General features: G+C 39.4%; 14 protein-coding genes. All 14 read right to left on the bottom strand.

What is annotated here, in order from left to right:
- Positions 1-81: 81 nt before the first annotated feature.
- The 14 genes from recN to spoIIIAF all read right to left on the bottom strand — a co-directional run bounded on the left by recN (position 82) and on the right by spoIIIAF (position 13,031).
- Positions 82-1,770 (bottom strand): DNA repair protein RecN, encoded by a 1,689-nt coding sequence (gene recN / locus BIV60_RS17560; RefSeq protein ID WP_071357001.1) that lies wholly within the window; start codon positions 1,768-1,770, stop codon positions 82-84.
- A 15-nt stretch (positions 1,771-1,785) separates the two neighbouring features.
- Positions 1,786-2,235 carry a transcriptional regulator AhrC/ArgR gene (gene ahrC, locus BIV60_RS17565; protein WP_071357002.1) on the bottom strand — a complete coding sequence of 150 codons (450 nt, stop codon included), beginning with the start codon at positions 2,233-2,235 and terminating at the stop codon, positions 1,786-1,788.
- Positions 2,236-2,365: 130 nt separating this feature from the next.
- Positions 2,366-3,211 (bottom strand): TlyA family RNA methyltransferase, encoded by an 846-nt coding sequence (locus BIV60_RS17570; protein WP_371261558.1) that lies wholly within the window; start codon positions 3,209-3,211, stop codon positions 2,366-2,368.
- Entirely contained in the window at positions 3,212-5,104 is a 1,893-nt protein-coding gene (gene dxs, locus BIV60_RS17575; protein WP_071357004.1) for a 1-deoxy-D-xylulose-5-phosphate synthase, read from the bottom strand. It abuts the gene before it with no gap.
- Positions 5,105-5,413: 309 nt separating this feature from the next.
- A complete protein-coding gene (locus tag BIV60_RS17580) occupies positions 5,414-6,307 on the bottom strand; it encodes a polyprenyl synthetase family protein (protein WP_141770486.1) in 894 nt (297 codons plus the stop codon).
- 2 nt (positions 6,308-6,309) lie between these two features.
- Positions 6,310-6,543 (bottom strand): exodeoxyribonuclease VII small subunit, encoded by a 234-nt coding sequence (locus BIV60_RS17585; RefSeq protein WP_071357006.1) that lies wholly within the window; start codon positions 6,541-6,543, stop codon positions 6,310-6,312.
- Complete coding sequence (xseA, locus tag BIV60_RS17590; RefSeq protein ID WP_071357007.1) at positions 6,533-7,891, bottom strand: exodeoxyribonuclease VII large subunit; 1,359 nt, start codon at positions 7,889-7,891, stop codon at positions 6,533-6,535. Before xseA ends, BIV60_RS17585 begins: the two co-directional genes overlap by 11 nt.
- 153 nt (positions 7,892-8,044) lie before the next feature.
- A complete protein-coding gene (gene nusB / locus BIV60_RS17595; RefSeq protein WP_071357008.1) occupies positions 8,045-8,443 on the bottom strand; it encodes a transcription antitermination factor NusB in 399 nt (132 codons plus the stop codon).
- Between the two features lie 160 nt (positions 8,444-8,603).
- The gene (locus BIV60_RS17600; RefSeq protein WP_071357009.1) at positions 8,604-9,011 is read right to left on the bottom strand and encodes an Asp23/Gls24 family envelope stress response protein; all 408 of its coding nucleotides are present in this window, start codon (positions 9,009-9,011) and stop codon (positions 8,604-8,606) included.
- A 19-nt stretch (positions 9,012-9,030) separates the two neighbouring features.
- On the bottom strand, positions 9,031-10,386 hold the full coding sequence (accC, locus tag BIV60_RS17605) for an acetyl-CoA carboxylase biotin carboxylase subunit (RefSeq protein ID WP_071357010.1): 1,356 nt from the start codon (positions 10,384-10,386) through the stop codon (positions 9,031-9,033).
- A 14-nt stretch (positions 10,387-10,400) separates the two neighbouring features.
- Positions 10,401-10,904, bottom strand: coding sequence for an acetyl-CoA carboxylase biotin carboxyl carrier protein (gene accB, locus BIV60_RS17610; protein ID WP_071357011.1), 504 nt, complete (start codon positions 10,902-10,904; stop codon positions 10,401-10,403).
- Between the two features lie 263 nt (positions 10,905-11,167).
- Positions 11,168-11,743, bottom strand: a complete 576-nt coding sequence (locus BIV60_RS17615) for a SpoIIIAH-like family protein (RefSeq protein WP_071357012.1) — start codon at positions 11,741-11,743, stop codon at positions 11,168-11,170.
- A gap of 15 nt (positions 11,744-11,758) precedes the next feature.
- Positions 11,759-12,409 carry a stage III sporulation protein AG gene (gene spoIIIAG, locus BIV60_RS17620; protein WP_071357013.1) on the bottom strand — a complete coding sequence of 217 codons (651 nt, stop codon included), beginning with the start codon at positions 12,407-12,409 and terminating at the stop codon, positions 11,759-11,761.
- The gene (gene spoIIIAF, locus BIV60_RS17625; protein ID WP_071357014.1) at positions 12,402-13,031 is read right to left on the bottom strand and encodes a stage III sporulation protein AF; all 630 of its coding nucleotides are present in this window, start codon (positions 13,029-13,031) and stop codon (positions 12,402-12,404) included. The genes spoIIIAG and spoIIIAF overlap by 8 nt, the downstream gene beginning before the upstream one ends.
- Positions 13,032-13,036: the final 5 nt, after the last annotated feature.

The following is a 13,036-nucleotide window of genomic DNA, read 5'->3' on the forward strand; positions in this document are numbered from 1 at the left end:
CTACATCTATAATTTTGCCTCGTTGACAAGCATTTATAACCGTCCTTCAATATAAAAAAGCTCCCCCTATTGGGAAGCTTTTCAATTTTTCTTATTTTCTGCAGCCATTAACAATAATTCCTCAGCATGCTTCTTTGTAAGATCAGTAATTTCAACACCAGAAATCATTCTGCCAATTTCTTTTATTTTTTCTTCTGCCTTTAGAGGTGTAACGGATGTTTTGGTTCTCCCACCTTTGGTAACCTTCGAAATAAACAAATGAGTGTCAGCCATGGCAGCGACCTGCGGAAGATGGGAGATACATAATACCTGAGACGAATGAGCCACTTTATAAATTTTTTCAGCAATTGATTGGGCAACTCTCCCGCTTACTCCTGTATCGACTTCATCAAAGATAATCGATGTAACTCCTTGATGTTTCGAAAAAATGCTTTTTAAAGCAAGCATAATTCTTGATAGTTCTCCCCCTGAAGCGATTTTCGATAAAGGTTTAAGCGGTTCTCCAGGATTGGTTGAAAGGTAAAACTCGATATGGTCGACTCCGTTTTTTGCGAAATGGGTTATATCTTTTTCAAAGCGGATTTCAAAAATCGTTTTAGCCATATATAAATCCTTTAATTCTTTATGTATAAGCTTTGTTAGCTTATCGGCATATTTTTTACGAAGTTCTGTTAATTGCTTTGCTTCAAGAAGTAAATCTTTTTGGATTGAGACTAATTCTTTTTCTAACTGGTTAATATGTGTTTCCTTATTTTGCAGTGTTTCAATTTCTTCTTCAATTTTCGCCGCATATTCTAAAATTTCTTGAATCGTTTTTCCATACTTTCGTTTTAACTGATTGATTTCATTCAGCCTGTCTTCAATTTCGTTTAATCGCTGCGGATCATATTCTAGTACATCCAATTCATTTCTTAGTGTACTTGCCGCATCCTCCAGTTGATAAAAGCTGTTCGAAACCGCTTCAAATAAATCCTTATATTCTTCGTCAAGCCCTGCCGCATCTTCCAAATGTCCCATTACCATACTAATCCAATCCAAGCCCTTTTGTTCACCACTTAAGGCTGCATAACTCGATTGAATCGCTTCAAAAACTCGTTCAAAATTTCCGAACTTCCTTTTTTCCTCGAATAGCTCATCATCTTCATTGAGCTTTAAATTGGCATTTTGAATTTCGTTAAATTGAAATTGAATTAAATCGAGGCGATGAGCGGCCTGCTGTTCATTTTCACTTAACGCTTTTAACCTTTGCAATGTATGTTCATAACGATGGAAAACTACCTGATATTCTCTTAGTGAAGATGATATTTCTTCACCGCCGAATTGATCAAGTAAGGAAAGATGTTTTGTTTCATCCATTAATTCTTGATGCTCATGCTGACCATGAATATCAATCAATGTCGAACCTATTTCCCTTAACGTGGAAATAGTCACAAGTTTCCCATTAATCCGGCAAACACTTTTCCCGGATCGGGAAATATCTCGTCGTAAAATGATCATCCCTTCTTCAATATCAATCCCGAATTCCAATGCCTTTAAGAAGCATGGATGCCTTTCATGATCCAATTGAAAAAGCCCTTCAATCTCAGCCTTTTCTTCACCATGCCGTACGAATTCAGCAGAGCCTCTCCCGCCAACCAATAGATGAATCGCATCAATAATGATGGATTTGCCTGCTCCTGTCTCACCAGTTAACACCGTCAAGCCTTTTTCAAAAGAAATAGATAGGCCTTCGATAATGGCGAAGTTTTTTATCGATAATTCAGATAGCAAGGAACATTCCCCCAATTAAAGCATATCAAGAAACCGGTTTGTAATGATTTCAGTCTGTTCCGGTGTTCGGCAAATAATTAGAATCGTATCATCTCCACAAATGGTCCCCAGGACCTCATCCCAATCAAGATTATCTAAAAGTGCTCCGATTGCCATGGCATTTCCAGGCAAGCATTTCATTACAAGCAAATGGCCCGCTGAATCAATCCGGATAAATGCATCCATTAAGGATCTTTTTAATTTTTGCAACGGATTAAAACGTTGATCCGCAGGGAGGCTATATTTATAACGGCCATCGAGCAAAGGGACCTTTACAAGATGTAACTCTTTTATATCACGCGAAACAGTTGCCTGTGTCACATTGACACCTGCATTTCTTAGTTCATCAACCAAATCATCTTGGGTTTCAATATCGTTATTGGCAATAATTTCTCTTATTTTAATATGGCGCTGACCTTTATTCATAATTTTTCACCCCATGAACAGTAAAAACCATTTAAATATTATGTTCAAATATGTCGCTTCTACCCTTATGTTAGCCGATTTTGCGAGACTTGTCATTTATTTTCCCAAAACAGAAGGATAAGCCCAGAGCCTATCCTTCATTAGTTTGTTTCATATGGAATTCCTGATGTGCACTTTTTACAACTTCTAACGGGTCTACTACAGGTAAAAGATTTGTACCTTTGTTTTCTCCTTCCGGCCAAGAAAGGTGAAGCAAGAATTCAATGTTCCCGTCTCCACCGGTAATCGGTGAGAAGGATAGATTATTCACTTGATATCCTTGCCCAAGTGAAAAATCAATTATTTTTTTTACAACCTGCAAATGGACCTTTTCATCACGAACAATTCCTTTTTTGCCGACTTGCTCCCGGCCAGCCTCAAATTGTGGTTTAACAAGTGCAACAATATCACTTTCGGGTATTAAAAGCGTTTTTAATACCGGCAAGATTAAGGTTAAGGAAATAAATGATACATCAATTGTTGCAAAATTCGGCATTCCTGATATTAAATCTGCAGGGGTTACATAACGGAAATTTGTCCTCTCCATTACAACTACACGTTCATCCTGGCGGAGCTTCCAAGCCAGCTGGTTGTAGCCGACATCCAAGGCATAGGACATTTTTGCTCCATTTTGTAAGGCACAATCGGTAAACCCACCTGTTGATGCACCAATATCTAATACAATCTTATCTGCGACCGACACATCAAATACCTTCAGGGCTTTTTCAAGCTTTAATCCTCCACGGCTGACATAAGGAATGACGTTCCCTTTTACCGTAAGAGGAATGTCAGTTTTTACTTTTTCCCCGGGTTTATCCAATCGTTCTTCATTTGTATAAACAAGTCCGGCCATAATCGCTCTTTTGGCTTTTTCGCGTGTCTCAATAAGTCCTCTTTCGACGAGTAAAATATCTATTCGTTCTTTATTTTTCATGATTTAAGCCCTTTGTTGTTTTTTTCGTGCAAGAATCGTTAATCTTTTTACGACTTCCTTAGTAGTCATACCAATTTCTTCTAATAGTGAACTAACATCACCATGTTCAATAAATTGATCTGGAATTCCAATCCTGTCAATTACTTGATTGTAATAGCCATGATCATGCGCAAATTCAAGTACGGCACTGCCAAAGCCTCCTTGAAGGATTGCTTCTTCTATTGTCAACAAGGGAATATTTTGATCTAATAAACCCGTCAGCATTTTTTCATCCAGTGGTTTGATAAATCTTGCATTTACCACTTTAACTGAAATCCCCTGTTTATTGAGAATTTCTGCTGCCTCCATCGCCATAGGGATTGTCGTGCCAAAAGTTAAAATGGCAGCATCATCGCCTCTCCTTAGGACCTCCCAGGTTCCAATCGGGATATTCTTTAATTGTTCGTCCATCGGTACACCGAGTCCATTTCCACGCGGGAACCTCATGGCTATTGGCCCATTATCATAGTTTAGTGCTGTATATACCATGTGCTGGCCTTCATTTTCATCCTTCGGCATCATTAAAACTATATTTGGAACATGTCTTAAAAAGGCTATATCAAAAACACCTTGATGAGTTTCCCCATCTGCGCCTACAAGCCCGGCACGGTCAATTCCGATAAAAACATTTAAGTTTTGGCGGCAAATATCATGGACCACCTGATCATAAGCACGTTGCAAAAAGGTCGAATAAATGGCCAAAAATGGTTTCATATTTTGAGTGGCCAATCCAGCAGCAACCGTGGCCGCGTGCTGCTCAGCAATTCCCACATCAAACATCCGATCCGGGAATTCACTTGCAAAGCCTTCAAGTTTGGACCCGACTGGCATGGCCGGAGTAATGGCAACAATTCTTTTATCTTCGCGGGCAAGTTTGCGGACCGTTTCACTTACCAGGCTGCTCCAAGCCGGTGGTGCTTTCTCGGGTTTAACAAACGCTCCCGTATCCATTTTATATGGACCGGTTCCATGCCAAGTTCCTTTTGTATCGCGTTCTGCCGGGGTATAGCCCTTCCCTTTTTTAGTGATAACATGAAGAAGGACAGGTCCCTCAGTTTTTTTTGCATAACTTAAATTTTCAAATAAGCCTTCGAAGCTATGGCCATCCACCGGACCCAGATAGGTAAAACCAAGCTCCTCAAAAAACATTCCGGATACTAGTAAATATTTTAAACTGTCTTTAATCCTTTCAGCAGTTGCCGCAAGAACACCGCCAACAGCAGGAATTTTTTTCAATAAACCTTCAAGCTCATCTTTGGCCCATTGATATTTTCCCGCGGTCCGTAATTGTCCAAGAATATTGTGAAGCGCACCAACGTTCGGAGCAATGGACATTTCATTATCATTTAAAATAACAATCATGTCTTTCTTTTCATGACCAATATGATTTAACGCCTCTAACGCCATTCCGCCTGTTAAAGCACCATCTCCTATCACTGGTACTACAAACGATTTTTCCTTATTTAAATCACGTGCAATGGCCATACCCATGGCAGCAGAAAGAGAAGTCGAACTGTGCCCTGTTTCCCAAACATCGTGTTCACTTTCGATCCGCTTTGGGAATCCGCATAATCCTTTAAATTGTCTTAATGAATCAAAATCACATGCCCTGCCGGTTAAAATTTTATGGACATAGGACTGATGTCCGACGTCCCAAATAATTTTATCCTTCGGACTATTGAAGCATTTGTGTAAAGCAATCGTTAATTCAACTACACCTAAATTCGGTCCAATATGGCCTCCCGTAACAGACAGCTTTTCAATCAAGAATTGGCGAATTTCTTGACTTAAAACCTCCAATTCTTTATTTGACATCCCTTTTAAAAAGGAAGGGTCTTTAATTGATAACAGATCCATTTGGGACCACTCACTTTCATCCTTTTTCTATTTAGAAAAGCGCAAGCGCCTTGGTCAGCCTCAGGCATAGCATAAGACAAGCCGGCGAGAAGGCTGTTCTTTAACCTTCTTGACGGATTGGCTGTAGACCATCGAGGGGCAGGACGCTTACGCTGGACAATTCTCAAAGTCCTTATTTAAAAATAGCCGCTAACACACAAGTGATAACGGCATTGTCAACGTTTTCTCATTAAAAAACATTATATCATAACAAAATGAATGCCTCAAATGCCTTTAACGACTCACAATGTTAATCTTGCACCAACCTTATTAATGGTCTCTTGACGCCACTAAATCAGTTAATTCCAAAAGAAGAGTTGTACTCAAGCCTGTTCTTTCCAAGTAATGCTTCGACTCATCAATATGATGTTGTAATGCTTTTTTAGCCCCATCCATTGTAAGTAATTGCGGATAGGTGCATTTATGATTAGAGGTATCACTTCCAACTGGTTTTCCTAATAATTCCGGGTTCCCCACTAAGTCAAGAATATCGTCCTGGATTTGAAACGCCAAACCAAGGTGATGCGCAAACCCTCGTAAATCCTCCAATTGCTGCTCATTAGCCCCGGAAATGATTGCACCAGCTTGAACGCTGAATCCTAAAAGCTTGCCTGTTTTATGAATATGTATATACTCAAGTTCTTCAAGAGAAAGTTCTTTATTTTCCCCTTCCATATCAGCCACTTGTCCGCCTACCATGCCTTCCGCCCCTGCTGCTTTGGCAAATTCCGTTACTAATTTCAATTTTGCATCTGAACTGGCAGCATCATTCGGTATCATCCCTATCACTTCAAAGCTATAGGTTAAAAGGGCATCTCCTGCTAATATTGCAGTAGCTTCACCAAAAACTTTATGATTGGTAAGTTTCCCGCGCCTGTAATCATCATCATCCATACTAGGCAGGTCATCATGGATTAATGAATAGGTATGAACCATTTCGACAGCTGAAGCAGCGAGGAGCCCTTTTTTCGGGTCAAGACCAAATGCAGCGATGGTAGCAAATAGTAATAACGGGCGAATTCGCTTTCCTCCAGCCTCAAGGGAATAGTGCATCGCTTTTTTTATGATAGGAGGTGCTTCAAGCCGGTCAACCAATTTACGCAACTCTGCTTCAAGCAGATGTTTATATTCAAATGCAAATGCATCGAGTAACCGATTTCCCAAAATTATTCCTCCTCTTTGATTGAAAAGCCTTCCGTCCGACCATCCTCGGTGATGATTTGCGTTAATTGTTCTTCGACATTTTTTAATTTATCGTGGCATAACTTAGAAAGTTCCATCCCTTCTTTATAAATAAGAATGGCTTCTTCCAATGGGACATCCCCTTCTTCAAGCCTATCCACAATTTGCTCTAATTTATTCATTGCTTCCTCAAAGGAAATTTGTTTTTCATCCGTCACTTTTTTCACTCTCCTTTTTATCCTCAACCTTGCAAACTAAGCTTCCGTCCGTTAATTGGATTTGAATCGATTCATCCTTTTGAACATGATGGACACTTTTTATCAGCCGGTTGTCATCCGTGTAGGCAAGACTGTAACCCCGCTCCATTATTTTCAAAGGACTTAAAGCATTTAACGTGGAAATCATTCGATCAAATTCTGTCTGCTTTTTCATTAAAATTTGCATGATTGCCCGATTCATTTCTTTTTGTGTAAGGTTAAATTGTTTTTCCGCCTCTAGTAATAATACTTTCGGAGATTTTAACTGCAGTCTCTTATAAAGCGTTTCGTATTGTCCTGCTTTTAAAGCTTCGAGACGAGAAAGGCCACGTTCAAGTGAATCCGTTAATTTATCCACTTGTTCAAGTTTTTGTTCATAAAGCCGAAGTGGATACCGAAAAGCATAGGATTTTTGCACCCGGTTAAAACGCTGCTTTTCTGATCTGAATTTTTCATTCATCGCTCTTAAAAGCCGTGTTTGACGCTGCAGGACCCTCTCCATTAGCTCCTCGATATGCGGGACTGCTAATTCTGCAGCAGCTGTTGGCGTGGGCGCACGCAGGTCAGCAACAAAATCGGCAATGGTAAAATCCGTTTCATGGCCTACAGCAGAGATAATGGGGATCGCTGAAGTATAAATAGCCCGGGCTACTAATTCTTCGTTAAACGCCCACAACTCCTCAATCGAACCCCCGCCGCGTCCGACAATGAGCACATCTATTCCCTTAATTTTATTTGCTTTTTCAATCGCGCTGGCAATCGATGATGCAGCATTTTCACCTTGAACAAGCGCAGGGAGAACAAGGATTTTGACAATTGGATAGCGTCTTTTAATGGTGGTAATAATATCCCTGATGGCCGCTCCAGTTTGGGAAGTGATGACTCCAACTGTTTTAGGGTAGGCGGGAATCGGTCTTTTTTTCTCTAGGGAAAATAACCCTTCCGATTCAAGTCTTTTCTTCAGCTGCTCATAGGCTAAAAAAAGTTCCCCGATTCCGTCCGGACGCATTTCCTTAATATATATTTGATATTGTCCACTTGGTTCGTAGACAGTAATGTCCCCTTTTACAATTACTTTCATCCCATTTTCTGGTGAAAATTTCATTATCCTGGAATGGCTAGAAAACATTACAGCAAGTATCCGCGCCTTTTCGTCCTTTAAGGTAAGGTACATGTGCCCGCTTGAATGCTGTTTGAAATTCGAAATTTCCCCGCGAACATGAATATCCTGCAAATGGGGATCGGCATCAAATTTTCTTTTTATGTATTTGGTTAAGGCATTAACAGATAAAAACCTTTGCTCCTGCATATGCTAACTCCTTTAGAGTTTATTACATAATAATAAAACTGTCCTTATCCATTATATATATTGTTCTCCATTTTGTCCGCAATCCGGTAAATGGAGATAAATATACTTTAAGATAAGGACCATCATGTAAATTCTCTAATTTCTTTTGTATACTTATTCTTTCGGCAGCTTTTCTTTTACTTTTGAAAGAACCCCATTAATAAATTTGCTCGATTGTTCATCACCGTAAATTTTTGAAATTTCAATTGCTTCATCTAAAATAACATTTTCCGGAACCTCATTTCGAGTGAAGCATAATTCAAATACAGCGATTCTTAAAAGATTACGGTCGACAATAGCCAAACGGTCTAGCGTCCATTTTTCTAAATTATCCGTTATCAACTGATCAATCATATTTTTTTGTTCAACGACTCCTAAAACAAGTCTATTTAAATAGTCGTCAGAAGCTTCCCCGTCCAAAACATGTTCGATAGCTGTTGCCGGGTCCACATTGCTTACATCAATTTGAAAAAGGGCTTGCAAAGCCTTTTCTCTTGCTGTTCTTCTCTTCATTATTCAGTTAACTCCTTTTAGAGACATTTATCATAGTTTTTGATTTATGTTCCATATCATTAGTTTGTCAATCACATAAAAATTATAATAGCATAACTAAAAATGATTTTCACATAAAGAATAAAAAAAACCAAAGGATTTTCTCCTTTGGTTTAAGCTCTTACAATTCTTGTTCGATTTCAGGTTCAGTTTTTAGATTTTCAAATTGGATGCCGACGACATGAATATTGATTTCTTCTGCATCCAAAGCGGTCATATTTAGCAAAGCTTGGCGGATATTGTCCTGAATCTTTTGGGCTACGGCAGGAATGGAGACACCAAATTTCATTACGCAATATACATCTACTTTGATTCCAGATTCGGTTAAATCGACTTTAACACCTTTTCCATGATTCTTTTTCCCTAACCGCTCCACGACCCCTGCAGCAAAGTTTCCTCTCATGGATGCTACGCCTTCTACTTCTGAAGCAGCAATCCCAGCAATTACTTCAATGACCTCCGGTGCAATTTCCACTTTACCAAGTCCGTGGTTCCCTTGCTCCATTTCCAAGATACTAAACTCACTCATTTAAGAACACCTCCAGATTTTAGACAGACTTCATCACATCGTGCAATTCTAAAAACTTCGTATTGAACTGTCCTTCTACAAATTTCTCATGTTCCAGAAGTTTTAGATGAAACGGTATCGTCGTATGAATTCCTTCAACAACAAATTCACTTAATGCCCGTTTCATTCTCGCAATTGCCTCTTCCCTGGTGTTTCCATATGTGATGACTTTCGCAATCATGGAATCGTAGTATGGAGGGATTGAATATCCCGGATAGGCTGCAGAATCTACCCGAACCCCTAAGCCTCCAGGAGGTAAATACATATGGATTTTTCCTGGAGATGGCATAAAGTTCTTCTCCGGATTTTCTGCATTGATACGACATTCAATAGCCCAACCCGTAAAGGTAACATCCTGTTGTTTTAAAGATAATTTTTCTCCGGAAGCTACTCGAATTTGTTCTTTAATGAGATCTGTTCCAGTGACCAATTCGGTTACAGGATGTTCTACCTGTATTCTTGTATTCATTTCCATAAAATAAAATTTTCGATTGCGGTAGTCATATATAAATTCTACCGTGCCTGCACCGGAATAATCAACTGCTTTCGCTGCTTTTACTGCTGCGTTACCCATTTCGTCACGAATTTCCCCATCCAAGGCCGGTGATGGGGTCTCTTCAAGCAATTTTTGCAATCTCCGTTGGATGGAACAATCTCTTTCCCCCAAATGGATGGTATTTCCATAATTATCGGCAAGTACTTGGATTTCCACATGACGGAAATCCTCAATATATTTTTCAATATACACACCAGGATTCCCAAATGCTGTTAACGCTTCTTGTTGAGTGATATTAATGCCTTTGATTAATTCCTGCTCGTTCTTGGCGATTCGTATCCCTTTACCGCCGCCTCCAGCAGTCGCTTTAATAATGACAGGGTAGTGAATTTTTTCTACTAATTCTAAAGCATCATCGATATCCTGAATGATTCCAGTTGAACCGGGAACGATTGGAACTCCGGCTTCCCGCATGGTTTCTCTTGCGATGTCCTTCGTTCCCATTTTGGTAATTGCTTCAGGGCTTGGGCCGACAAAAGTGATATTGCAATCGCGGCATAGCTCTGCAAATGCTGCATTTTCTGCGAGAAAACCATATCCTGGGTGAATTGAATCACAGCCGGTTAATTTTGCTACACTAATAATATTTGTAAAGTTTAAATAACTATCTTTTGATGAGGTTGGTCCAATACAATAGGCCTCATCTGCTAATTGTACATGCAGTGCTTCACGGTCTGCTTCGGAAAAAACGGCTACTGTTTCAATCCCCATTTCACGGCAGGCACGTATAATTCTGACTGCAATTTCTCCTCTGTTTGCAATTAACAGCTTCTTTATCATCCTGTTATCGCTCCTTACTCAGGCTTTACTAAAAATAACGGCTGTCCATATTCAACTAATTGTCCATTTTTTGCAAGGACTTCGACAATTTCTCCGTTTACTTCTGCTTCAATCTCATTAAATAATTTCATCGCCTCAACGATACAAACGATGGAATCCTTTGAAACCTTTGAACCAGCCTTAACATAGACATCAGTATCAGGTGATGGAGAGGCATAAAATGTCCCTACCATTGGAGATGTAATTTTGTGAAGGTTGGAAGTATCTGCTTGAACAGGAGCTTCAGTTACAGGTTCTTGTTTGGTTTCTTGAACCGTTGCAACTGGTGCTGCTTGAACAGCCTGGATTGCTGGTACTGTAGGAACTTCAGTATGTACAACTGATTGAACAGCCCCAATTACGGGAGCAACACTTTTCTTCATTTGGATTTTTGAACCTTCATTTTCATAAACAAATTCATCAATACTGGACTGGTCCACTAATTTAATTAATTCACGAATTTCTTGTACTTTTAACATTGAGTAACACTCCTTGTACCACTAAATTAAGACTAGCTACTAATACTATACGATACTATCTTATAAAAGTTCAACAATCTATATCGTATCTCCTTCATCAATTGCCATTCTTGTTCATTTTAATCTTTTTTTAAATAAAAGTAAAAAAAGGGCGAGTGACAGGCACTGCCCGTGGACACTTTAACAAATTGTCCTTTATGGGTGGACACTTGAATTACAAAAGAAGGAAAGCTATGAACTTTCCTTCGCGTTGGTTTGACTACTTATTTTGAAGGCTGGAATTCAACGGCAACGTAGTTGGTATCGTTAATTGTCTTTTTGACCTCTTGAATAATATCATTAGCAGCGGTAGCAGATGGTTTATTCTTTGATTTTACAATTACACGGACATTGCTGCCTTCCGCTCTAACAAGGGCATCCTCATAGCCCTTCGATTTGATTAAGGTTTCAAGAATTTCTTCTTTTTGAGCTGTTTCATTTAGTTCTTTCATTTGATCCATAGCTTTGCTTCTTTCATCGGCAGGTAGATTTGTACTAGCCATTTCAGTTGTTAACTCTTCCTTCATTTGGCTGCGCTTATCTTCCAAATCTAACCGAAGTGCTTCAAATTCATCATCGCCGGCAACTTGGGAGATAATCGTCTTTTCACCCTTAGCATTTGTTTTAGTAGTTGCTTTTGTATTCGTATCTTTTTGATTGATTTGATCTTTAGCCTTCTGTTCTACGGCAGCAAGGTCATTACTCTTTTTCTGCTCTGGTGAAGTAATATAATACACCGATAATACAACCACTAAACTTAACATTGTTAACAACCAAACTGTTTGTTTTTTCAAAAGCATGAATAAATCCCCCTCTTATTTTTTGGGCATAACAGCAACACGGTGACTTGGTACCCCTAGTGCTCTTGTTACTGCTTCCACTATCCATTTTTTTACTTGAATATTTTCTGCACCGCGGGCGACGACAAGGACACCGCGGATTGCAGGTTTTTTTGTCTCCACTACAATTGGAGTCTCTTTTTGACCATCACGGATAATGACGAGCTGCTCATCTGTTGAAGAATCCTGAACTTTCCGCTGACCGCCATCGCGGTCGGTTTCTTCGGTCGTTTGTGATTTTGTCACCCGATTCTTTTCAAGCACACTTTGATCCGTTGAGTCAATATTCACTACCACAGTGACATCTTTGACCCCAAGCATATTCTCTAACGCCTTTTTCAACTGATCTTCATAAGCTTGTTCATATTCATGGATGGTTTTGTTTCCGGCTGATTTCCCTAATCCAAAGGCCGGTACATCACTCGCTGGCTGATTGGTATTTTTCATTGCCGCAATATCCGGTGCGGCTGAGTCCGTTTTAAACAAGACATTCCCGACAAGCATGAAGGCTGCCCCGATACAGAGTACAAGAATCATATATTGATATTTGCCTGCTTTTTTACCAGAACCTCCATCTTTTTTGAGCAAATTTTTTAACCATGATAATGGCCCTTGGTTTTTATCCATTTTTGTTATTAATCCCCCCTTCAATCGAAACTTCTAGCGTTTTCTTGGCAACATCCCATTTCTGAGAAAGAAAGGCAGCAACCTTTGCAGTGTCTTCTGCCGGTACATTGGAAGAGAGAGGTGTTTCTGTATTGATGACCACTGGTTTTATCACTTCAACAGCCATATTGGACGTTTCCGGATGCTTCAGAAGAACCTTTATCTTTTGGATGTTTTCAGGGAAGGCTTGGACACTTTCCGTGTTCATTGCGATATCTATGTCTGCAATTTCTAATCCGTAGTTTTTCATCAACTCCTCCTTAACGTCCTTTTTTAATTGGACACGCATTTGTTCTAAAATATATGCATGCTCAGTGTCTTGTATTTCCTTTTTCTTTGAATCTATTAAATTTTTTATATTTTTTTCTCCCGGGTTTTGATTTGAAGGGATTGATACGAGTGTTGTTTCAAAATCCCTGGAGATTAATTTATAAATTGGAGTAAGGATTATGGCGATTAAAAGCAGCCCCGTTACCATCTTTGTGTATTTTTGCATGCTGGAATTCGGGAGAAGCATATCAATTACAGTTGCTAAGAGGACAAATAGAATAATATTCGTGACCCACTCTTTTATAAACTCCATCTTAC

The sequence above is a fragment of the Bacillus sp. MUM 116 genome, assembly GCF_001866655.1.
Lineage (GTDB): Bacteria > Bacillota > Bacilli > Bacillales > Cytobacillaceae > Neobacillus.

Excerpts from the sequence above, each read along its gene's own strand:
- xseA (WP_071357007.1), bottom strand. The coding sequence starts at position 7,891 with ATGCAGGAGCAAAGGTTTTTATCTGTTAATGCCTTAACCAAATACATA.
- accB (WP_071357011.1), bottom strand. The coding sequence starts at position 10,904 with ATGTTAAAAGTACAAGAAATTCGTGAATTAATTAAATTAGTGGACCAG.
- BIV60_RS17600 (WP_071357009.1), bottom strand. The coding sequence starts at position 9,011 with ATGAGTGAGTTTAGTATCTTGGAAATGGAGCAAGGGAACCACGGACTT.
- dxs (WP_071357004.1), bottom strand. The coding sequence starts at position 5,104 with ATGGATCTGTTATCAATTAAAGACCCTTCCTTTTTAAAAGGGATGTCA.
- BIV60_RS17615 (WP_071357012.1), bottom strand. The coding sequence starts at position 11,743 with ATGCTTTTGAAAAAACAAACAGTTTGGTTGTTAACAATGTTAAGTTTA.
- nusB (WP_071357008.1), bottom strand. The coding sequence starts at position 8,443 with ATGAAGAGAAGAACAGCAAGAGAAAAGGCTTTGCAAGCCCTTTTTCAA.
- spoIIIAG (WP_071357013.1), bottom strand. The coding sequence starts at position 12,409 with ATGGATAAAAACCAAGGGCCATTATCATGGTTAAAAAATTTGCTCAAA.
- ahrC (WP_071357002.1), bottom strand. The coding sequence starts at position 2,235 with ATGAATAAAGGTCAGCGCCATATTAAAATAAGAGAAATTATTGCCAAT.
- accC (WP_071357010.1), bottom strand. The coding sequence starts at position 10,386 with ATGATAAAGAAGCTGTTAATTGCAAACAGAGGAGAAATTGCAGTCAGA.
- spoIIIAF (WP_071357014.1), bottom strand. The coding sequence starts at position 13,031 with ATGGAGTTTATAAAAGAGTGGGTCACGAATATTATTCTATTTGTCCTC.